The organism is Rhodococcus sp. USK10, assembly GCF_019378875.1.
In the GTDB taxonomy this organism is placed as follows: Bacteria; Actinomycetota; Actinomycetes; order Mycobacteriales; family Mycobacteriaceae; genus Rhodococcus_F; species Rhodococcus_F pseudokoreensis.
In genome coordinates, this window is sequence record NZ_CP076048.1 from 6,631,951 (window position 1) to 6,655,045 (window position 23,095).

Here is a 23,095-nt window from a genome sequence, read left to right on the forward strand (position 1 = left end):
CTCGCACATAGCCGACTCTGCGACAGGATGATTCCTGTTGCCGAGCCGGCATGTCGTGGTGCCCGGAGCACGGGCACGGCATCACCGAACTGTCGTCCCCATCGACTCCGCAAGCCCACTGCGATCAGCAACATCCAACTTCATACACGCACGGTAGATATGCCCCTCCACAGTCCGCACCGACACAACCAACCGATCCGCGATCTGCCGATTCGACAAACCAGCCGCGACCATCGACCCCACCTCCCGCTCACGACTCGTCAGCGGCAGCGGATGAGCGGCCTCCACCAGAGCGGGGGAGGACATGTGGTCACAACGCGCCGACAGCGCCTCCGCCGCGGCGGCACACTCGATCGAACGCCGCTTGTTTCCGGCAGCCGAGAAGGCAACCGCTGCGCGAGCGTAGGCATCGGCCGCATCCGGCAGAGCGCCGATACTCTCGAACTCGGCTGCTGCCGATGCCACCCCGCAACCGTCACCCGCCGCGACCGCCGCCGCATGCATGGCCGCAACGTCGACGAGTCGGCCGTCGCAGATGCCCGCCAACTCGGCGAGGCGTGCAGCGGTCGTGGTGTCACCGAACCGAGTGGCGAGGTGCAGCGCGACCATTTCGATGCCGAGCTGTCCCGCTGTGCAGGCGGACTCTGCAGCCGACCGCGACAGATCAACGGCCCGTGACGTTTCACCGCGTGCCGCGGCAAGCCACGCCTGCGACATCATGAGCTGGGGCCCGAACACGGCAACGTGCCTGCCGTTGCGTGCCTGCGCCTCGGTGATGATCCCGTCCGCCTCGTGAATGCGACCGAGTTCCGCATACCCCTGGCCGAGCGCGACATACGCCGGGAAACTCCAGGAGATGGCGTCGGCGGTATCACCGACGTTGAGGGCGGCGATTGCCTGCTCGAGGCGGCCTGCGGCGTCGGTGAAACGGCCGCGGGCAAGTTCGACGGTTCCGACCAGGATGTTCGCCAGCCCCCACGCGACGTACCGGCCGCTGGATGCCAGCGAGAGGTACTCGTCGGCACGCCGCTGAGCCGTATCGAAACTTCCGGTCAGCGTCAGTGCCAGGATTTCGCCGTGGCCGGCGGGGAAACGCAGCAACCCGTCGATCTGATCGGCCACCGCCGCGCTGCGTGCCGCCAGTTCCGGCACACACCCGCCGCGTCCCATCAGTGCGAGGGACAGCCCGCCGCCGAAGAACGCCCACTCGACCGCCCACGGAAGCACCCGGTCGGCCGCCAGAATTGCCGTCGCCGCCGCTGCCGCCTCCTCGGGTCGATTCTCGAACACCGAGCATACCGAGCCGATTCCCTCGATGATCGGCACGAGGCTGGGGTGCGTGACCTTCTCCCGCAGAACGGCGAGCACCTCGTCGGCCTTCTCCGACTTGCCGCTCGCCCAGAACAAGTTCGCGATCCGCGACGTGCCCCAGCGCACCAGCTGCACCTGGTCGAGGCTGTCGGGCGAAAAGGACCGCAGCAACGATTCCGCCTCGGTGGCGTGTCCCTGCCACAGCAGTGCTCGGGCCAGGAGGTCGGCCGCCTCGAAGCTGCCGGTCTGGTCGAGTGCCGCGCGGGCGAGCCGTTCGCCCAGAGGAACATTCGCCAAACCGATGGCATCCTCGGCGGCGTCGACCAGCAGGGCGGGTTCGACGGATCGATCGCTGTCGAGGGCCAACTCGGCCAGGCGAATCCGATTCGACGACCCGACCACGGCGCGACTGCTCAACGCCTCCACGAGCCGTCCGCGGAGCCGCCGGCCCGCCGCGCGCCCCACCCGTCGCCGGATCACCTCACCGAACAGTGGATGCGTGTAGCGGACGTCGAGCCGGCGTCCGTCCTCGATGATCCTGACGAGGCCGCGTCGCTCGGCCTCCTCCACCGCGTCCTCGCCCGCCAGCTGACCGAGGATGTCCAGATCGAGCGGCTCGCAGAACGTGAGCAGCTGCAACGCCTGCAGCACGTCGTGGGGAATCTGATCGATCCGGTGCTCCAACAGAGATGCGAGTTCGGAGGTGATGGCGGCGCGTCCCCGTAACTGCCAGACGCCACCGGAGCGGCGCAGCGTCCCGGCTTCGAGGGCGCCCTCCACCAGATGCCGGACGAACAACGCGTTCCCACCGGACGCCTCCCAGATCATGTCGGCGCTCAGCCCCTCGAGGGGGCCGTCGAGCACGGACTCGATCAGTTCGATGCTCTGATCCCGGCTGAACGGCGCCAGTTCGAGTCGCAGCAGGTGGCCGTCCTTCCACAGCGACGTGATTGCGTCGGGGACGGTCTCACCGTTGCGAACGGTGGCGACGATGTGGACGGCCTTGTCGAGGGCGAGCTGGTGAAGGAACGTCGCCGAGAGCTGATCGAGGAGGTGCGCGTCGTCCACGCCGACCACCAGGTCGCGACGTCCGCTGTCGTCGAGGAGTGCTTGCCGCGCAGCGGACAGAAAGGCGACCGGATCCCGGGAGGTGGACGTTCCGACCAGATGGGCGAACACTCCCAGCGGAATGCTCCGCGCCGACTCGGTGCCCGCCACCCATTTCACCTCTCGAGGCAATGACTCGGTGGCGAACCGCGCGAGAGTGGTCTTGCCGACGCCGGGATCGCCCGTGAGGACGACACCGCATCCTCCGGACCGAGCCGTGAGCGACGCGGTGATCGCGTCGAACTCGACTTGTCGCTGAACGAGAGGCCACACCGGACCCATAGGTCTGATTCTAGATTCTCGCGTCCCCGGAAACAGCACCGCGACGAGGATCGAACGCGAGTTGCGGAGCGAAACAGTGCAATACAACCTCGGAGTCGCTTTTCGCCGTAATACTCCAGAAGCGTCGACGGGTTGAGTAGGCCGGCACGGGCGCCGGTTCGGTTTCGTTCTCGACCCGAGGCGTGTCCCGCGCGTTCGAGTAGGGCGCTACTCGCGAGACTAACTGACATTTCGGCCAAGCTGAATGCGTATCGCGGAAAGTTATTGCGTCGAACTACAGGAGAACGTCATGACCGCGCGGCCGGAGCCCTTCTTCAGTTGGACGGCGAGACGGGTCGAACTCCGCGAATCCGAGTCCACCGATCTGGTGCTGGACGAACTCGTGCCACTGGGAACCTGCACGGCCCGTCTGATCGCCGCCCGCGACGAGGACGACGATGTCGATTACCTCGCGCTGGTCGTCGGAGACGTCGCGGACGGCCGGGACGTCGCGGTTCGCGTCGTCGACGAGGAGATGCTCCTCATCGAGGGCGGCCGCTCCAGCGCGTCCCCGGAAATCCTGATCGGGCTGACGGCCACGCCGAACATCTGTGATTGCTCCAGCGCACGACACGTCGATAGCCAATTGTGTGTCGACGGCCCCATCCGCACGATGATCGCATCGGTGGGAGTGCGGTCCGTCGTCGTCGACTGGTATCACCCCAAGTCGACGGCGGCGTGAGCCGAACTACTCTGCCCGCCGGCTCGGTCCACCCAATAGTCGGGTAGAGCGCCACTCGTGGAATTCGGGACCAATCGATGGAGCGTTGAGGTGTTCGAACACTGAAGGCCCCCTCTGAACGCCGGTCGACGATCGAACCGACCCACAGCGCTCACCTCAATGACTCACCCCGATCAAGGACGACATCGTGATATCACACGGAAATTCATACGGCGACAACGACGGCGACAACACACTCGCCGCTCCCTCCGAACCCGAAGTCACGGGCAGCCACGTCGTCGTCTTCACCGAAGGCGGCAACCGAACGGACGCCGCACAGACACTCCGCGACGTTGCGGGTCTGTCCGACGTGGCACGCAGCATCGAATTCGAATCCAGCGCGCTGGACCTGTCGGAGACGCAGGCAGCCGACGCCGTCGTGTTCGACGAACTGGGGATCGCGGTGGTCACCGCCGATCCCGACCAACTGGCGGCACTACGGGCGGCCGAGGCCGGCGACGGCCCGGTGCTCTCCATCGAACCCGAGCTGATGCACTACGCCCTCTCCATCGGCACCGATCCTCGTGTGCGGGCCGAAGTGGCAAGCTTCACCGACACCTCGGAGCTCACGTGGGGACTGCATGCCACCAATGTCAGCGCGTCGGCGTGCGGGGGCTTCGGCGTCAAGGTCGCCGTCCTCGACACCGGCTTCGATCTGGCGCATCCGGATTTCGAGAACCGCACCATCACCGCCCAGTCATTTGTGCCGGGTGCCGCCGCGCAGGACGGTCACGGGCACGGCACGCACTGCGTCGGAACCGCGTGCGGCCCCAAGTCCCCGAGCGGCACCCGCCGATACGGAGTGGCCCACAAGGCAGACATCTTCGTCGGCAAGGTGTTGTCCGATCAGGGACGCGGAGCCGACCGGGGAATTCTCGCCGGAATCGAATGGGCGATCGTGAACGGCTGCCAGGTCATCTCGATGTCCCTCGGTGCGAACGTGGAGGCGGTGTCCGTTGCGTACGAGACGGTGGGCAGCCGGGCACTGGCCTCGGGGTCGCTGATCGTCGCGGCCGCAGGCAACAACGCGAACCGCGCGGCAGGGAACATGGGGTTCGTGGGTCCGCCCGCGAACAGCCCGTCGATCATGGCCGTCGCAGCGATCGACTCGGCGCTCGGACTGGCCAACTTCTCGGCCCGCAGCAACCCCGTCATCGGCGGTCAGATCGATGTGGCGGGTCCCGGGGTGGGCGTGTTCTCGACTGTCCCCGTGCCGACGCGGTACGGCACGAAGAGCGGGACCAGCATGGCCGCCCCACACGTCGCGGGCATCGCAGCGCTGTGGTGTGAGGCGACCGGACGCTCGGGCACCGAGCTGTGGGCCGTCCTCACCCAACAGGCCCGGAGACTCCTGCTGCCGTCACTCGATGTCGGGTCGGGGCTGATCCAGGCACCGGCATGATCGGGATCACCGTCACCGTCGACGCCGACCACCTCGACACCATCGAAGCGGTCGGCGCCGCACTGCAGTCGCACGGGATGCGTGTCGATCAGGTGCACGACACGATCGGAATCATCTCCGGCGCCGTCGCAGAACACGATCGCGCAGACCTCGAATCCGTAGCCGGCGTGCAGTCCGTCGAAACGGAGAACATCGTTCAGATACCGCCGCCCGACGCGAACCCGCAGTAGCGGCGGCACCCGAACCGAATCAGCTACCGCAGTTCGGCACGTCCACCGTGACGTTCGGCGAATCCACCAACGGCTGCACCGGAACCCGGGCCTCACCCGGAGCGGTGGGCTCGGTGAGCTCAAACTTCACCTCGGCGGTTTTTCCCCGCTGAAGCAGGGGTCGCACGTTGAACACGGGGTGACCGCGCTCGGTTCCCGTGAAGACGAACTGCTGAGCGCCGTTGATCGTCACCTTGTCGAGGGTCGCCCCCTGAGTGGCGAGCAGCGACAGGTCGACGGCGTTGGTGCCCTTCGGCACGTTGCCGACCGACTCGAACAATCCCGCAACATAGTCGGGGAATTCCCCCGCGGGTGTGTTGTTGGTCAGGCGCACCGTGACGGTCGACGAACGGGTGCCGTCGACGCAACTGTCCGCCACATATTCGATCTCACGGGACAGGTAGTAGTCGAGCTTGTTGCCACCCTGGTTGTTCACCACGACACCCGCATATGGCGCCGCGTCGTCCGGAACGACGTTGCCGACCTTCGTGCCCGAAAGCACCTGCTGGAGGGCGGGGTCCGCACTCCACACCGCGATGCGACCCTCGCCGGCGGCCTTGCCCAGCGCGTCGAGCAGAGCCTGCGGGGACGACAGCTTGCCGGTCATCTTGTCGACCACGCGCGCGGCGACAGTCTGCAGGTACTGCTTGCGGGCCTTGTTGTCGTCGGCGAATCGCACGTAGGCGGTCGATTCGGTGAGTTCCACGACGTTGTCCTTGGTGATCACCTCGCCGTCCGGCATCGTGACCGGGCCGATGGCGCCGAGCACGTAGCTGAGGGCGACAGGATCGGTCGCGACGGCTCCGTCCACCTGTTCGCCGGATTCCTGTGCCCACAGTGATTTCCAGATCTGTGCGGCGTAGGGAAAGTGGGAGCTGAGGTTGCTGTTCCGGAAGTCGGTGGTGGGCCGACTTTCGCCATAGCGCGCCGCGAAATCGGGGCCGAGATCAATAGGTTGCTTGTCCATCGACAGTTCCGAATTCGAGGCGAGCGTGTCGACCTTCGCCGAGCCGTCGGTGGCGCGGACGATGCCGAATCCACCCAGCAGCCCGCCGGTTCCACGAGCTTCGGCGTTCGTCTGGAATCCGAGGAAGTAGTTCCGCGGCCCGTCCCCGCCGAGCATCGCCGGCACCACCTTCGCGGCGATCGCGGTGTTGCTCAGCAACTTCGACAGCTCCGCCGTCTGATCCTGCAACGCCGTGCGTGCCTCGTTCACCACGCCGAGGTAGGTGGCCTCGTCGATGGTCTGCGCCTGATCCGACAGCGACTGCGCGGCAACGGATGTCCGATCCAGTACCGGAACGGCGTCGCGCAACGACTGCACGTTGACGCGGCCACCGCCCTCGATCAGCTGATCAGGGGCCAGCGTGCTTCCCGCGTCCACGGCGGGACTCAACACGTCGCGGGTGAGCCCCCGCACGACCTCGGAGATCTGCTGAGAAGTTGCCAGCGGACTACCGAGAACCGGGACGGCAGCGGTGATGCTCCACGGAATCGAGTGCGTGTTGTCGTAGGCCCGCGACGCGTACTTGTCGGCGTCGGCCGCCGACCGCTGGGCAACCTCGGTGTTACCGTCCAGTAACGCATCCTTTGCCAGCTGCGCGTGATTACGAGCTTCGTACAGATTTGACCGCGCCTCCTTCGCGGAGTAGCCCAACCACAGGCCGAACGCGACGATCACGAGCGCCGCGACGCCCGATGCGGCGGCAACACGTCGCTTGCGCTTGTAAGCCTTGCTGCGCACGCTGGTGCGTCGGCGCACCCGCCGAACTGTGGGTTCTCCCGCAGAAGTGCCCGGATTCTCGGGCTTCGGGTTCGCGCCGTCGGCGTCACCGCGGGATTGATAGTTCACGGGTTCTGGCTCCTGTCGTCAAAACTGCACGGAGAGGATATCTGTGATGTGAATCGCAACGCCTACCCTCACGTGGTGGGCGCTGCGGTTGCTCATTATTGTCTGTAACGAATCTTGCTCGTCGTCCCATATACGACAGCGGGATGAGTGTGCGGTCGTTGTGGCCGAATCATGATGGATGAGGTTTGGGTGCACGCGCACGTTGCTGCTCGGGGTCGAGGGCTTGTGAACGGGGAATGGCAGCAGTGAGCGCCTTCCCTCTTTCGCGTGCCCAGCGAGGCCACTGGTTCGCGCAGCAAATGAACCCTGACGTGCCCCTCAATGTGGCGCAATTCGTGGAACTGCGGGGACACGTCGACTTCGACGTCCTGACAGCCGCCACCGACCGCGGGTGTCGCGAGCTGCAATCGCCCTGCATGTATCTGGTGGATGACGGAGACTTGCCTGCCCAGGTCGTGGATCTCGAGATCCAAGACGCTCTCACCTACCGTGATTTTCGCCACTGCGATGATCCGGGAGCGGAGGCGCGACAGTGGATGGACGTCGAGTACACCAGCCCGCGAGACCTGATGACCGACCGTCTCATCTCGGCGACCCTTCTACAGATTGCGGACGATCACTACTTCTGGTTCTCCCGTGCGCATCACTTGCTCATCGACGGGTTCGGCGCCGTGGTTCTCACCACGCGTGTGGCCGAGTTGTACACCCATTTGATCAATGGCACCGAAGCCCCGGACTCCCGCGCGCTCGATCTACGCGACCTTTATGACGAGACCGCTTACCGGGCGAGCAACAGATTTCTGACGGACCGCGAGCACTGGGCGAAGCGTGTCGACAACCTTCCTGCACCCGCCCGGCTGAGCGGCCGCGAAGAGACCGCTGTCATGCCGTCGAGGATCGTCGGGGGCAGCCTCGACCAGGATATGTACGGTCGGGTCGTGGAACGGGCCCGTGCCGGTGGCTCGTCCGAGGTGCCCGTGCTGGTCGCCGCCTTCGCCGCCTATCTGGCGAGGATGACGGGTATCTCCGACGTCGTACTGAGTCTGCCCGTCTCTGCGCGCACGACGGCGGCTGCCCGACGGTCGGCAGGCATGGTGTCGAACATCGTTCCACTTCGTGCGCAAGTCGAGGCGGACAGCGCGTGTTCCGACCTCGTGCGCCACGTCCAGCGCGAGCTGACCGGGGCACTGCGGCATCAGCGGTACCGCCACGAGGACATGCGCGACGAGATGCCGGCGGACACCGCACGCAGTAGCTTCGGGCCCGGTGTGAACCTGATGATGTACCACTCGGAGATCACCCTCGGCGATGTCATCGGAGAATTCCGTCCACTCGCCTCCGGAATCATCGATGACATCGCACTCAACGTGTACTCGTCGGGTGATGGCAGTGGTGCCCGGGTCAACTTCGAGGCGAACCCCAAGTTGTACAGCGCGGAGATTCTGAGCGCCCACTACGCCCGATTCCTGAGATTCCTCGACAGCTTCGTCAGATCGGGATGGGACGGCCCGATCGAGGAGCTTCCGATCCTCAATGCCGACGAACAGTCGGATCTTGTCCCGTGCGTGGGGCCTTCGGCTGCAGAGCCCGCGACGTTGGCGTCCTTGCTGCGCTCCTCTGATCCGTCGGCACTGGCCCTGAGATACGCCGGTGTGGAGATCACCTACGGGGAATTGGATGCCCGGTCGAACCGGTTGGCGCGCCGTCTGATCGCTCAGGGCCTCGGTCCAGAGGATGTGGTGGCCGTGCTGCTACCGCGCTCGGTCGAATCAGTTGTCGCGTTGTGGGCTGTGGCCCGTGCGGGCGCCGTCTACCTGCCCATCGATCCCGGATACCCGGCAGACCGGATCGCATTCATGCTCGCCGACTCCGGTGCCTCGACCGCTCTGGCGCTCGATGGCGATGTCGTTACCGAGGGTGTCTCATGGATCGACATCGATGACCTGCCGGGATCGTCGGCTCCCATCTCGGATGTTGATCGCGTGCATCCACTGTCGATAGATCATCCGGCCTACCTGCTGTACACCTCCGGCTCGACCGGTACACCGAAAGGCGTGGTGGTTACTCACCGAGGCCTCGTAGATCTGGCCCGGGCACGCCATGACGTCTATCGAGTCGACGCCTTTTCGCGCGTGGCGCATTTCGCGTCGCCGTCCTTCGATATTTCGATCGAAGAGTTGCTGCTCGCGTTCACTGCCGGTGCCTCCGTGGTGATCGTGCCGCCCGATCTGTTTGCCGGCGACGAACTGGCCGAACTGTTGCGGCGCGAACGTGTCACCCATGCCGTCCTCACGCCCGCGGTGGTCGCGTCGATGGCGTCCGCGGGGCTGCCCGATCTTGTGGTCCTCGACGTCGGTGGGGAGGCACTTCCATCCGAATTGGTCCACCGTTGGGCCGCCGACCGAACGATGGTGAACAGTTACGGTCCCACGGAAGCCACAGTGACAACGCTGGTGAGCGCAGCACTCGGCGTCGACTCGGCAGTCACCATCGGTCGTCCCATTCCAGGCACCAGCGCTGTCGTGCTGGACGGTAGGTTGCGGCCGGTGCCTGCGGGTGTGGTGGGCGAGTTGTACCTAGCTGGATCTGCGTTGGCGCGCGGGTATGCAGGTGCTCCGGGGCTGACGGCCGAACGATTCGTGGCGAACATTTCTGGTTCGGGGCGGATGTATCGCACTGGTGATCTGGTGCGGTGGAGCGTGTCGCATGAGCTCGAATTCGTGGGTCGTGTCGATGATCAGGTGAAGGTTCGTGGGTTCCGGGTGGAGCTCGGGGAGATCGACACGGTGTTGGGGTCGTGTGCTGGTGTTGATGCCGCGGTGACGGTGGTGCGTGGGGATGTGCTGGCGTCGTATGTGGTGGGGGAGCGGCTGGACGGGGTGTTGCTGCGGGAGTTCGTGAGCGAGCGTCTGCCGCGGTACATGGTGCCTGCTTCGGTGACGGTGTTGGGTGAGTTGCCGTTGACTCGGAGCGGCAAAGTCGATCGTGGGGCGTTGCCGGAGCCGGCGATGCCGTCGGTACGTGTGCCGCGTGGTCCGCTCGAGGAGCTGGTGGCGGGGGTGGTGGCCGAGGTGTTGGGTGTGGGGGAGGTGGATGCGGAGACCGACTTCTTCGCGCTCGGCGGCAACTCGCTGTCGGCGACGCGGGTGGTGTCCACGTTGTCCGCCGCTACCGGCGTGCGCCTCGGGGTGCGGGAGCTGTTCGAGCAGCCGACCGTCGCCGGTCTGGCCTCCGTACTCGCCGAAGGAGGCGAGCGGCGCCCTCCGCTCGAACATCGTCCCGCCGAGGGGCCTGTGCCACTCGCGCCCGCCCAGCAGCCGTTGTGGGTACTCGACCGGGTCCAGCCGGAATCGTCCGCATACGCGGAGCCGTTTGTCGTGGATATCGACGGTCACCTCGACGTGGCTGCGATGAGCCTCGCCCTAAACGACGTGCTCGACCGCCATCCCCTGTTGCGAACGGTGTTTCCCGAAACCGAACACGGCCCGATTCAGGCGCTCGGAGCCCCGTCGGTCGAACTGGTCTCGTTGAGTGAGAACGAGATATCCGAGTTCACCGCACGCGGATTCGATCTGACTGCCGAGCCGCCCCTCCGGGTGGGCTTGTGCACGCACGAAGCTGGTCGGCACACGCTCGCGGTCGTGGTGCACCATATCGCTGTCGACGGGCTCTCACTCGCCCCGCTCATGCGCGACGTGACGTCGGCCTACGAGGCCCGGTCGAACGGCCGGAGCCCCGACTGGGCGCCGCTTCCGGTCGACTATGCCGACTACAGCCGATGGCAGCGAGAACTACTGGGTGATTTCGCAGACCCCGACAGTCTGGGGAGCAGGCAACTCGACTATTGGGCGACCAGTCTCGCAGACCTACCCACGTTGCTGCCGCTGCCGACCGATCGACCCCGGCTCGCCGGTGACGCGCCGAGCGCCGGGCACGTGCGGTTCACGGTTTCCGCCGACCTGCACCGCAAGCTGGAAACGCTGGCACGCGAGAAGAACTCGACCACCTACATGGTGCTGCACGCGGCCCTGGTCGTCCTGCTGTACAAGCTCACCGGTACCGACGACATCGTGGTGGGAACTCCCACGTCGGGTCGCACGGACCCCGCCCTGGACGACGTCGTCGGGATGTTCGTCGGCACTGTGCCCCTGCGTAGCCGGGTGAATCCGCGTGCGACGTTCACCGAACTGCTCACATCGGTGCAACACACGGATCTCGCGGCATTCGCGAATTCGGACGTTCCGTTCGACCTGATTGTCGATGCGGTGGCACCCGCCCGGTCCGGCGGTCACCATCCGCTGTTCCAGGTCATGCTCGCTTACGAGAACTTCGCCGGTGCCGTCGTCGAGCTGCCCGGGATGAACATTCAGGCCCGCGAACTAGATTCGCACATCAGCCGATTCGACCTGGAAGTGTCGATCAGCGAACGGCGCTCCGGCGACGGTGGCGCCGATGGGCTGGTGGGCTCGATGACCTTCTCTGAGTCGCTCTTCGACGAGGAAACGGTCACGCAGTGGTCAGCGCGACTACTGCGCGTCTTGACTGCATCGACGGATGAGCCGGACACCGCGATCGGGGCCATCGACGTACTGAGCGCGGAGGAGCGCGCGTCGTCGCTGTCGGGCGGCGGCGGCGTGAAACTCGACGCCGACTCGCTTACCGACCTTCTCGACGCGCAGGTGGCTCAGCGTCCCGACGCGGTAGCCGCGAGCTTCGGTGACACCGACCTGACATACGCCGAATTGCATCACCGTTCGGAAGAACTCGCCTGCAGGCTGCGCGACGTCGGCGTAGCGGCGGAGGACGTCGTGGCCGTTGCACTGTCACGGTCCATCGACGTGGTGATTGCCATCGTCGCCGTGGCGAAGGCGGGCGGCATCTACATGCCCGTCGACGTCGACTACCCGACCGAACGCATCAGCTACCTGCTGAGCGACGGGTCGCCTGCGGCGCTGCTCACCGACGAAGCCGACGCCGAGCGTCTTCCCTCAGTCGATTGCCCCACCGTTATGGTGACGCCGCCGGTGAGCGCTGATTTGTCGCGGAAGGTTGGCAGTCATGCACGGGGGCGCGGCGCCTACTTGATCTATACGTCGGGTTCGACCGGGCAGCCCAAGGGCGTGCTCGTCTCGCACGCGAATGTGCTGTCGTTGTTGGCCAACACCCGCGTGGAGTTCGGGTTCGGTCCACGAGATGTGTGGACCCTGTTCCACTCGTTCTCCTTCGACTTCTCGGTGTGGGAGATGTGGGGAGCGCTCACCACCGGCGGCCGATTGGTCGTGGTCGATCACTTCGTGGCTCGCTCGCCCGACGAATTCACCTCGCTGCTCGAGCGCGAAGGTGTCACGGTTCTCAATCAGACTCCCTCCGCGTTCGGTCAACTCGTCGACCGAGAGTTGCCGCAGAGTCTCCGACTGCTGATCTTCGGCGGCGAACCCCTCGACGCCTCCACCGTGGCGCCGCTGCTCGAGCGACGCCCGGAGATCCGAGCCGTCAACATGTTCGGCATCACGGAGACGACCGTTCACGTCACCCGCCACGATCTGACGAGCGCAGAAACCCGGCCCTCGGTCGGCCTGCCGCTGCCGGGACTCAGAACGTACGTATTGGACGCGTCGCTCCAGTCGGTGCCGCCGGGCACTGTCGGCGAGTTGTACGTCGCGGGCACTCAGGTGTCCCGCGGGTACCACCGTCGGCCTGCGCTGACAGCCACCCGCTTCATCGCGGCGGCGGACGGTGAACGCATGTACCGCACGGGCGACCGGGTCCGCCAGAGTAGCGACGGAACCATCGACTACATCGGTCGCGCCGATTCCCAGGTGGAGATCCGTGGCTACCGTATCGAGCCCGGGGAGATCGAGGCGGCACTGCTGCGACACCCGTCTGTCGACGCGGCCGCGGTGGTGCTGCGGGACACCGCGCTCGGCACACAGTTGGTGGCGTATTCGGTCACATTGTCCGATGCCGCCACGCTGAAGCGGCATCTCAGGGCCATCTTGCCGGAACACCTGATCCCCGCCGCTGTCATTCCCGTCCCGGAAATCCCGCTGACCGTCAACGGCAAGATCGACCGCGACGCGCTGCCCGATCCGGGGGTCGTGACCGCGGACGGGCAGGGCGCACACACACCCATCGAGGACGTGGTCGCGGATGTGTTCGCCGAGGTGCTCGGCGGTGCCGAGGTGGGGACGCGGCACAACTTCTTCGACCTCGGCGGCAATTCGCTGCTCGCCACCAGGGTGTCCGCACGCGTCAGCGCCGTCTTCGACATCGACGTGACGGTGAAGGACGTCTTCGAAGCCCCGACGGTCGCCGAGTTGGCCGCCCGGATCGAGGAGCGGTCCGGTGCCAGGCGCCGACGCCTCCCGCTGCGGCCGGCGTCGCAGGACGGCCGCGTTCCGCTGTCGCCGGCGCAACAGCGCATGTGGTTCGTCAACCAATTCGACACCGGTGCTTCGGGATACAACCTCCCGCTCGTCGTCCGCCTCGACGGCGAACTGGATGTGCATGCCCTGGCGTCCGCCGCCCAAGACTTGATCGAACGGCACCGCACTCTGCGTACCGTGTACCCGTCCGATGCCGACGGCGTGCACCAGGTCGTCCTCGACGCCGAGGACGTCCCGCTGGATCTGACGCCGATCGCGCTGCCCGGGGACGCCGTCGACGCGCACCTGCGCGCGTTCGTCGACAGCGGATTCGACGTGTCCGTCGACGCACCGATCCGGTCGCGGCTGTATCGCGTCGGACCGGGCGCGCACGTGTTCGCCCTCGTGGTGCATCACATCGCCGCCGATGCGTGGTCGCTCACCCCGCTGATCCGCGACACGATGACGGCGTACCAGGCTCGCCTCGGGGGTGGTAGCCCCGAGTGGCTCCCGCTGCCCGTGCAGTACAGCGACTACAGCGTGTGGCAACGGGCGGTTCTCGACGACGCGTCCGCCGACACCCTGCGGCGGTACTGGCTCGACACCCTCGCGGACCTGCCCGAGCAGGTCACCCTGCCCGCCGACCATCCGCGCCCGGCGGCGTCCGGTCACGCCGGCACGGTGGGCGTCGAACTCGGCGAACAACTGCACGACGCGGTGCAGACGCTGGCGCGCGGCGGCCGGGCCACCACGTTCATGGTGCTGCACGCCGCACTGGCCGCCGTCCTCTCGCGGTACAGCGGCAGCCGTGACGTCCCCATCGGGACCGCCGTCGCCGGTCGCACCGATCCGCAACTCGACGACATGGTGGGAATGTTCGCCGGCACGCTGGTGCTGCGCACCGCGGTGGATCCGTCGGCCACGTTCGCGGAACTGCTCGCGCACGTCCACGAACGGGACATCGCCGCCTACACGCACGCCGACATGCCGTTCGAGGCTCTGGTCGAGTTACTGAATCCGGCGCGGTCGACGTCCCACCACCCGCTGTTTCAGGTCGCGCTGTCGATGCAGCGCAGTCGGCCGGGCCCGGTGGCCCTGCCCGGGCTGACGGTGACACCCGTCGGCGACATCGTGGACCGCGCCAATTTCGACCTGCAACTGACCGTCACCGAGTCCGGTCCGGGCGGGCGCCTGCACCTCGACTTCGGTTACGACGCAGACCTGTACGAGCACTCGACGATCGAGCAGTTCGCGTTGCGGCTGGTGCGGTTCCTCGAGGCCGTCAGTGCCGACCCGCTGCTGCCGGTGGGCGACATCGACCTCTTCGATGCCGCGGAACGCGCCGCCCTGGTGCCCGCGGTCGGTCCCGTTGCGCCCGCGTCGTCGACGCTGCGTGAGATTCTGACCCGCGGCGCCGCCCTTGCGCCGGACGCCGTCGCCGTGATGGAGGGGGGCGTCGAACTCACCTACCGCGAACTGGACACGAGATCCGACGCTCTCGCCCGCGAATTCGGCGAGAGCGGGGTGGGCCGCGGAAGCCTGGTTCCGTGGGCCGAGCCGAGGTCGGTGGACGCGGTGGTGCGGCTGTGGGCCATCGCGAAGACCGGTGCGGCCCCGGTGTTGTTCGACCCCGCGCGCACCCCGTTCACCCCACGTGAGTGGGAAAGTGTGCCGGAGCACGCTTTGCCGCTCACGTCGGAGGTGGCGTACGTCGTCTACACCTCGGGGACGACGGGCACACCCAAGGGCGCCGTCGTGACGCACGGCGGCCTGGCCGCCCTCGACGCCGACCTGCGCGAGCGGTACGCGGCCGGCCCCAGTTCCCGGATGCTGCACCGCGGTGCGCCCGGATTCGACATGACGCTGCTCGAGGTCCTCGTCGCCGGGGCGTCGGGAGCCACCCTGGTGATCGCGTCGGACGCCGAATACGCCGGCCCTCCGCTCGCCGACCTGATGGAACGCGACCGCATCACGCACGCCTGCATGACCCCGACGATCCTCGCGACCCTCGGTGAACGGGACCTTCCGGACCTGCAGGTGCTGATGGTCGGCGGCGAGCGACTCGGCAGCGAATTGGTGAACCGCTGGGCGGCCGGACGTCGCCTGTTCAACGCGTACGGCCCCGCCGAGACCACCATGTACGCGTTCAGCACCGGACCACTCGGTGTGGGGGAGCCCGTCTCGATCGGCGCCCCCGTGCACGGTGTGTCCGCGGTAGTGCTCGACGACCGGCTCCGCCCGGTCCCTCCCGGCGTGCCCGGCGAGCTGTATCTGGCGGGCAGCGCGCTCGCCCGCGGCTACGCGGACCAGCCGGGTCTGACGGCGGAGCGGTTCGTCGCGGCCGACGGCGGCGCACGCCTGTACCGCACCGGCGACCTGGTGCGCTGGCGGAAGACCGCCGCCGCCCACGAACTCGAGTACCTCGGGCGCAACGACTCCCAGATCAAGATGCGGGGAGTGCGCATCGAACCGGCCGAAATCGACACCGTCATCGCGCGGCTCGCCGACGTCGACTTCGCGGCCACCGTCGTGCGCACCACCGGCGCCGGCGCCGAGATGCTGGTGTCCTACGTGCTGCCGAACGGCCACCTCGACACCCACGATCTGCGACGCCGCCTCGCCGAATCGCTGCCGGCCTACCTGGTTCCGACCGCGGTGGTGGTGCTCGACGCCGCGCCGCCCACCGTGAACGGCAAACTCGACCTGCGGTCGCTGCCGATGCCGGCACTGGGGGTCGCCGAGAACGAACCGCCGCACACCGACACCGAGCGCGCCGTGGCCCGCGTGTTCGCCGACGTCCTCGGACAGGAGAACGTGGGCCGCGGAACGCACTTCTTCGACGCGGGCGGCAACTCCCTCCTCGCCACCCAGTTGACGGCACGGCTCACCGACTCCATCGGACACCTGGTGCCGCTGCGAACCCTGTTCGCGCACCCCACCGTCGCCGAACTGGCCGAAGCCCTCGACGACGCGGTCCCCGAGACCGACCTGCGTCCCGCACTCGTCGCACGGCCCCGACCGGACCGCATCCCGTTGTCCCGCAGCCAGTACCGCATGTGGGTGCTGAACCGCACCGACCCCGGGTCGCCGACGTACAACCTGCCCGCCACCGTGCGGATGGAGGGCGCACTCGACGTCGACGCGCTGACCGCGGCGTTCGAAGACGTGATCCGGCGGCACGAGACGTTGCGGACCCGGTACCCCGTCGACGGCCACCCCTACCAGGAGATCCTCGACCCGGCGCCGCTCGACCTGACGCCGGTCGACGTGCGCGATCCCGACGAGTTCATGGAGCAGTTCGCCGCCCGCGGTTTCGACCTCACCGAGGACCGGCCCATCCGCGTCGCCCTGTTGCGTCTGCACCCGCAGCGCCACGTGCTGGCCATGAACATCCACCACATCGCCGCCGACGGATGGTCGCTGACCCCGCTCGTCGCCGACGTGCTCAACGCCTACGCCGCGCACTCCACCGGGATCGCCCCGCAGGAGAACCCACTGCCGCTGCAGTACGCCGACTACGCCGTGTGGGAGCGGGAACTGCTGGACGGCGAATACGGGCAGCGCCGCGTCGAGCACTGGCGCCGGGCGCTGGACGGCATCGACAGCACGGCGCCGCTGACACCGGACCGGTCGACGAGTGGCTCGACCCGCGCCGGCGTCGTCGCATTCGACGTGTCGGCGGACGTGCAGCAGGCCGTGCACCAGTTGGCAGCGCGACACCACGCGACACCGTTCATGGTCCTGCACGCGGCGCTGTCCGTGGTGCTGTCCCGGCTCGCCGCCCGGCCCGACGTCGTCGTCGCCACCGCCGTCGCCGGCCGTGGGGAACGCGCACTCGACTCCCTGGTGGGCATGTTCGTCAACACCCTCGCGCTGCGGGCACAGGTACTGCCCGACATGCCGTTCACCGGACTCCTCGCACAGGTCCGGGACTTCGACGTCGACGCCTTCGAGCACGCGGACGTGCCGTTCGAGGTGGTGGCCGGACTGCTCGGCGGGCGGACCCCACAGGTGGCCCTGGCCCTGCAGAACCTGCAGATCCCCACCCTCGAGGCGGCGGGCATGACGGTGGTGGCGCAGGAATTCGACACCGGAACAGCGAAATTCGACCTCCACCTGACCCTCACCGAGACCTCCGACGGTGACGTCCCCACGGGCATGCGTGGCACCGCCCTGTACTCGGCGGATGCCTTCGACCCCGCGACCGTCCACACGATGGCGACCGAACTCGGACGGGTGCTCGGGGCGGTCTGCGCCGATCCCGACCTGCCCGTGGGCGACGTCGCGCTGACCGCCGCGGAGCCGCTCGTCGGTCCGCAGCCCGCCGGTGAACGCACCCTGGCCGAGATCCTGACGGCCACCGCCGCCGCCTATCCCGACAACGCCGCACTCACCGACGGCGACGTCACGCTGACGTACCGCGAACTGGACGAGCGTTCCGACGCGCGGGCGCGGAAGCTCACCGCGCTGGGCGTCGGACCGGGCGAGGTGGTTCCGATCGACCTGCCGCGGTCGTCGGACTTCGTGATCGAACTCTGGGCCGTCGCCAAGACCGGCGCGGCCTTCAGCCCCGTGAGCGGTTTCGGTGGCCAGGGCTACCAGAAGTGCGCACGGGACGTGGCGTACGTGATCCACACCTCCGGGTCGACGGGCACACCCAAGGCCGTCGCGGTCACCTACCGCGGACTGGGCCCGCTCACCACCGAGGTGGTGCGGCGGTACCGGGTGGGCCCCGACGACCGTGTGCTGCACGGCTACAACCCCGCCTTCGACGCGGCGCTGCTGGAGATGCTGCTCGCGTTCGGGTCGGGCGCCTGCCTGGTGGTGGCCCCCGCCGACGTCTTCGCCGGCGCCGAACTGCATCGGCTGCTGGTCGAGCAGCGGGTCACGCACTACCTCTCCACGCCGTCCGTGCTCGCCACGCTCGACCCCCACGGGCTCGAGTCGGTGCGCGTCGTGGGGGTCGGAGGCGAGGCCCTGAGTCCCGAACTGGCCGGAACATGGAGTGCCGGAAGGCTTCTGCTCAACGCCTACGGTCCGACCGAGGCGACGGTGGTCGCGACGCTGACCGAATTCGAGCCCGGATCCGCGACCGGCACGGTGACGATCGGCGCCCCGATCCCCGGGACCACCGCGGTCGTGCTCGACCCGCAGCTGCGGGCAGTCCCCGTCGGCGGTGTCGGCGAGCTCTACCTCGCCGGACCCGGACTCGCCCAGGGCTACCTCGGCGCCCCCGACCTCACGGCGGAACGCTTCGTCGCCGCCCCGGACGGCACCCGCCGGTACCGCACCGGCGACCTGGTGCACCGACGGGCGGACGGCCACCTCACCTTCATCGGCCGCGTCGACCGGCAAATCAAGGTGCGCGGCATGCGCATCGAACCGGCCCAGATCGAGGCGGCGCTGCTGGAGCTGCAGGGTGTCGAGCAGGCAGCCGTGGCGGTGCAGCGAAACGACCTCGTGGCCTTCGTCGCCGGCACGGACCTCGACTCCCGGACGCTGCGACAGCAGCTGACGGGCCGTCTGCCCTCGTACCTCGTGCCGCCCCGCATCGTCACGATGGACACCCTGCCGCTCACCGCCAACGGCAAGCTCGACGTCGCCGCGCTGGAGGCCTGGGGCGACGACGTCGTCGCGGCACCCCCACGCACCGCGGCCGAGGAGATGGTGGCCGGCGTGTTCGCGGACGTGCTCGGCTCCGCCCGGATCGGTGCCGGGCACAACTTCTTCGACGCGGGCGGCGATTCCCTGACTGCGACGGCGGTGACGGCCCGACTGTCCGCCACGTTCGGCGTCGACGTGCCCGTGCGGGTGCTGTTCGAGAACCCGACCCCCGCGTCGCTCGCCCGGTGGTTGGACGCCCCCGCGTCGGGAGCCGTGCGGCCGGTGCTCGGTCCCCGCCCGTCCGGGGCGCGAGTGCCGCTGTCGCCCGCGCAGCAACGCCTCTGGCTGCTCAGCCGGGTCACCCCCGACACCGCCCTGCACAACATGGTGTTCGTCACCCGGGTCGGCAGCGACGTCGACGTCGACGCCCTCCGGCTGGCGATGCGGGACGTGCTGGAGCGGCATTCGTTGCTGCGCACCGTCTTCCCCGTCGACGCCGAAGGCCCGTATCAGCTGGTGCTGCCCGTCGAGTCCGTGACCGAGGACGTCGGCGCGGAAGCGGACTTCGCCATCGACACGTGGAGCGCCCGGCCGTTCGACCTCACCACCGAGACCCCGGTGCGGGTGAAACTGTGGCGCACCGAGGGCGGCGGCTTCATGCTCGGCGTCGTGGTCCATCACATTGCGCTGGACGGCGGTTCGATGGGACCGCTGCTCACCGACCTCGACACCGCCTACCGGTGCCGCGCGGACGGGTCGGCCCCGCAGTGGGCGCCGCTGGTCGTGGAGTACGCCGACTACGCGATCTGGATGCGCGAACTGCTCGGGACTGCCTCCGATCCCGGCAGCGCGGCCCGCGCCCAACTCGAGCATTGGGCGCAGGTGCTCTCCGGTGTGTCGGGGCCGCTCCCGCTGCCGACCGATCGCCCCCGGCCGGAACACCCCAGCCACGTCGGGGCCAGTGCGGAATGGACGCTCGACGACGACCTGCGGCAGCGGGTGGTCGCACTGGCACGCAGCCGCGGAACGACCGTGTTCATGGTGCTCCACGCCGCCCTCGCGGTGCTGCTGGCCCGCGTGAGCGGACAGTCCGATGTGGTGGTGGGCACGGCGGTCGGCGGCCGTCCCGATCCGGTGCTCGACTCGGTGGTCGGCATGTTCGTCGGCACCGTGGCACTGCGCACCGCGGTCTCGCCGGCGCAACCGTTCGAGGAATTCCTCGCGGACGTCCGCACCGTCGACCTCGACGCGCTCGCGCACGCCGACGTCCCGTTCGACGACGTCGTGACACACCTCGCCCCACCCCGATCCGCGGCACACAACCCGCTGTTCCAGGTGATGCTGACGTACCAGCGGGCCGTCGACTTCCCTGAACTTTTCGTCGGCACCGACGAATACCATCCCGAGACGCAGGCAACGGAATTCGACCTCGTGTGGGACGTGACCGACGCGGCCGAGAACATGACGGTGCGACTCGACTACGCCACCGACCTGTTCGACCGGCAGACGGCGCTCACGCTCCTGAGCCGGTTCGCCGTCGTCCTCGAGGCCGCCCTGACCACCCCGTCGGCGGCCGTCGGCGACCTCGACATCCTCGACGACACCGAACGCGCACAACTCGTGCAGGGCCCCCGGCCGGTGGCCACGCCGCGGACGCTCGGCGACATCCTTGCCACCCGTGCTGGCGCCACCCCGTCCGCCGTCGCGGTGGTCGACGGTGACACCCGGTGGACCTACCGCGAACTTGACGAAGAATCGGACCGCTGGGCCCGCGCACTCGCCTCCCGCGGCGTCGGCCCGGAGGACGTCGTCGCCGTGGCGACACCCCGCGGCCGGCACTGGCTCCTGGCGGTGTGGTCGGTGACCAAAGCCGGTGCGGCGTGGATGTCGCTGGATCCCACCCATCCCGCGGAGCGGCTCGACTGGATGCTGACGGACTCGCGCGCGGTGCTCGGATTGACCGTCGGCGAGGTCGGGGATCTGCCGCGATCCGTCGACTGGCTGTGCCTGGACGAGCGGCCCTCCGGTGACGCGGATCCGGCGGCACCCGACATCGACAACGCCGCGTATGTGATCTACACGTCGGGTTCCACCGGCCGGCCGAAGGGCGTCGTCGTCACGCACCGCGGACTCACGACCCTCCTCGCCACGCCCGCCTACACGCCGGACGTGGAGGGGGGCGACGCCGGCCGGGTGCTGCAGTCGACCTCCCCGACCTTCGACGTCGCGGTGTTCGAAATGCTCTGGGCGGTGTCGCTGGGCAGCGCCCTCGTGGCCGCACCCGCCTTCAGCTACGCCGGCGACGAACTGACACAGTTCGTGGTGTCGCAGAACATCACCCACTTCACGCTCACGCCGACCGTGCTGGCCTCCCTCGACCCGCACAGCCTCGCACCGTCGACGGTCGTCGTCGGGGGAGAGGCACTGCCCAGGGACCTCGCCGACCGGTGGTCGCGGCGGCACCGGCTGTTCAACGCCTACGGTCCGACCGAGTTCACCGTCGACGCGTCCGTCGCGGGCCCCCTCGAACCCGGCCTGCCGATCACCATCGGAAGCGCCCTGGACGGCAACGCCGCCTTCGTCCTCGATACGCGTCTGCACCCCGTGCCCGACGGCGTGACGGGCGAACTGTATCTGGCCGGCAGCGGCATCGCCCGGGGCTACCTGGGCCGAAGTGACCTCACCGCAGGACAATTCGTCGCACACCCCTATGGCAAACCGGGGGAGCGGCTGTATCGCACCGGCGACGTCGTGCGGCGTGACCCGGGCGGTGAACTGGAATACCTGGGCCGCAGCGACGATCAGGTGAAGATCCGCGGAATCCGCGTCGAACCCGCCGAGGTCGATGCCGTGCTCGCCGGGCACCCCGACATCGATGTTGCCGCGACGATCGCGGCGCCGACGCCGACGCCGACGGACACCGTGCTGGCGTCGTACGTCGCGGGCGCCGCGGGTCTGACGCCGCGATCCGTGCTCGACTTCGCGCGCGGCCGGCTGCCGCGGCACCTGGTCCCCGCGTCGGTGACGGTCGTCGACACGATGCCGCTGCTGCCGTCGGGCAAACTCGACCGCGCCGCACTGCCGGCCCCGACGATCGAGGTCGTCGAATCCGCGCTGCCGGCAGGCGAACTCGAAGAGGCGATCGCCGCGGTATTCGCGGACGTCCTGGGCATTGCCGACGTTCCCGCCGACGAAGCCTTCTTCACGCTCGGCGGCACGTCGATGGGAGCGGCGTCGGTGGCAACGGAACTGCGTCGCCGGCTGGACCGCGACGTGCCCATCGAATGGGTCTTCACCGACCCCACGGTGCAGCGCCTGGCCGCCCGGATCGACGACGGCGCACGGCCCGAGAGCTTCTTCGACACCGTGGTGGAACTCCGCCCCGCCGATGTGGGAGCGCCGCTGTTCTGCGTGCACCCGCTCAGCGGATTGGCCTGGTGCTTCGGCGGTCTCGTCGATCACGTCGGCGACCGACCGCTGTACGGCATCCAGGCGACCGGCAGGCCGGACCTGCCCGAGACGCTGTCCGGGCTGGCCGCGCGGTACGTCGACGCGATCCGCGCCGTCCAGCCGGCGGGCCCCTACCACCTGCTGGGGTGGTCGCTCGGCGGAACCATCGCCCACGAGATGGCCGTCCAGCTCCGCGACGCCGGCCACGAGGTGGCCGCGCCGGCACTCCTCGACACGCTTCTGCCGCAACATCAGCCACCCGAACCGGAAACCCTGAGCGAGGACGAGCTGATCGCGCAGTTCGGCGCGTACGTGAGCGTCGACCGGCTACGGGAGATCCGGGCCGTGATCGAGCGGCTCGAGCTGATCGCGTCGACCCACCGCCCCCGGCGGTTCGACGGCGACCTCGACCTGTTCGTCGCCGCCCGCGACCTGAACCGGCACCCCGACGTCGTCGACGCCTGGCGTGAGCACGCCGACGGCGTCGTCACCGCACACCACATCGACACCACCCACTCCGAGATGGCAGACCCGGGCCCGCTCGCCGAGATCGGCCGACTGCTTCGGAGATCGGGGGACCACGGCGAACCGTGACGGCACGTGACGCCGACCGTGGACCTCATCACTACGATGTAGCGATTCAGTCGGGTCAGAACGATGTGAATGACAGCTCGATCGCGCCGCTGAGCGCGA

At 68.3% G+C, this 23,095-nt stretch carries 6 protein-coding genes; 4 read left to right on the plus strand and 2 right to left on the minus strand.

Annotated elements, in window-relative coordinates:
- Positions 1-81: 81 nt before the first annotated feature.
- A complete protein-coding gene (locus I1A62_RS37450) occupies positions 82-2,700 on the minus strand; it encodes a LuxR family transcriptional regulator (RefSeq protein ID WP_219457314.1) in 2,619 nt (872 codons plus the stop codon).
- Positions 2,701-2,989: 289 nt separating this feature from the next.
- Between I1A62_RS37450 and I1A62_RS37455 the strand changes: the two genes are divergently transcribed.
- The 3 genes from I1A62_RS37455 (at position 2,990) to I1A62_RS37465 (ending at position 5,092) form a co-directional block, all read left to right on the plus strand.
- Positions 2,990-3,421: a hypothetical protein gene (locus tag I1A62_RS37455; protein ID WP_219457316.1), complete on the plus strand. Its 432-nt coding sequence runs from the start codon at positions 2,990-2,992 to the stop codon at positions 3,419-3,421.
- A gap of 187 nt (positions 3,422-3,608) precedes the next feature.
- A complete protein-coding gene (locus I1A62_RS37460; protein ID WP_219457317.1) occupies positions 3,609-4,862 on the plus strand; it encodes a S8 family serine peptidase in 1,254 nt (417 codons plus the stop codon).
- The gene (locus I1A62_RS37465) at positions 4,859-5,092 is read left to right on the plus strand and encodes a hypothetical protein (RefSeq protein ID WP_219457319.1); all 234 of its coding nucleotides are present in this window, start codon (positions 4,859-4,861) and stop codon (positions 5,090-5,092) included. The genes I1A62_RS37460 and I1A62_RS37465 overlap by 4 nt, the downstream gene beginning before the upstream one ends.
- A 19-nt stretch (positions 5,093-5,111) precedes the next feature.
- Here the strand turns inward: I1A62_RS37465 and I1A62_RS37470 are convergent, their stop codons facing one another.
- Positions 5,112-6,983, minus strand: coding sequence for a DUF4012 domain-containing protein (locus I1A62_RS37470; protein WP_219457320.1), 1,872 nt, complete (start codon positions 6,981-6,983; stop codon positions 5,112-5,114).
- A gap of 236 nt (positions 6,984-7,219) precedes the next feature.
- Here I1A62_RS37470 and I1A62_RS37475 point away from each other — a divergent pair, with 236 nt between their 5' ends.
- Entirely contained in the window at positions 7,220-22,996 is a 15,777-nt protein-coding gene (locus I1A62_RS37475; RefSeq protein WP_219457322.1) for a non-ribosomal peptide synthetase, read from the plus strand.
- The last annotated feature ends 99 nt before the right edge of the window (positions 22,997-23,095 follow it).

Bases quoted from the DNA above. Each gene is read 5' to 3' on its own strand.
- I1A62_RS37465 (WP_219457319.1), top strand. From the start codon at position 4,859: ATGATCGGGATCACCGTCACCGTCGACGCCGACCACCTCGACACCATC.
- I1A62_RS37450 (WP_219457314.1), bottom strand. From the start codon at position 2,700: ATGGGTCCGGTGTGGCCTCTCGTTCAGCGACAAGTCGAGTTCGACGCG.
- I1A62_RS37475 (WP_219457322.1), top strand. From the start codon at position 7,220: ATGGCAGCAGTGAGCGCCTTCCCTCTTTCGCGTGCCCAGCGAGGCCAC.
- I1A62_RS37455 (WP_219457316.1), top strand. From the start codon at position 2,990: ATGACCGCGCGGCCGGAGCCCTTCTTCAGTTGGACGGCGAGACGGGTC.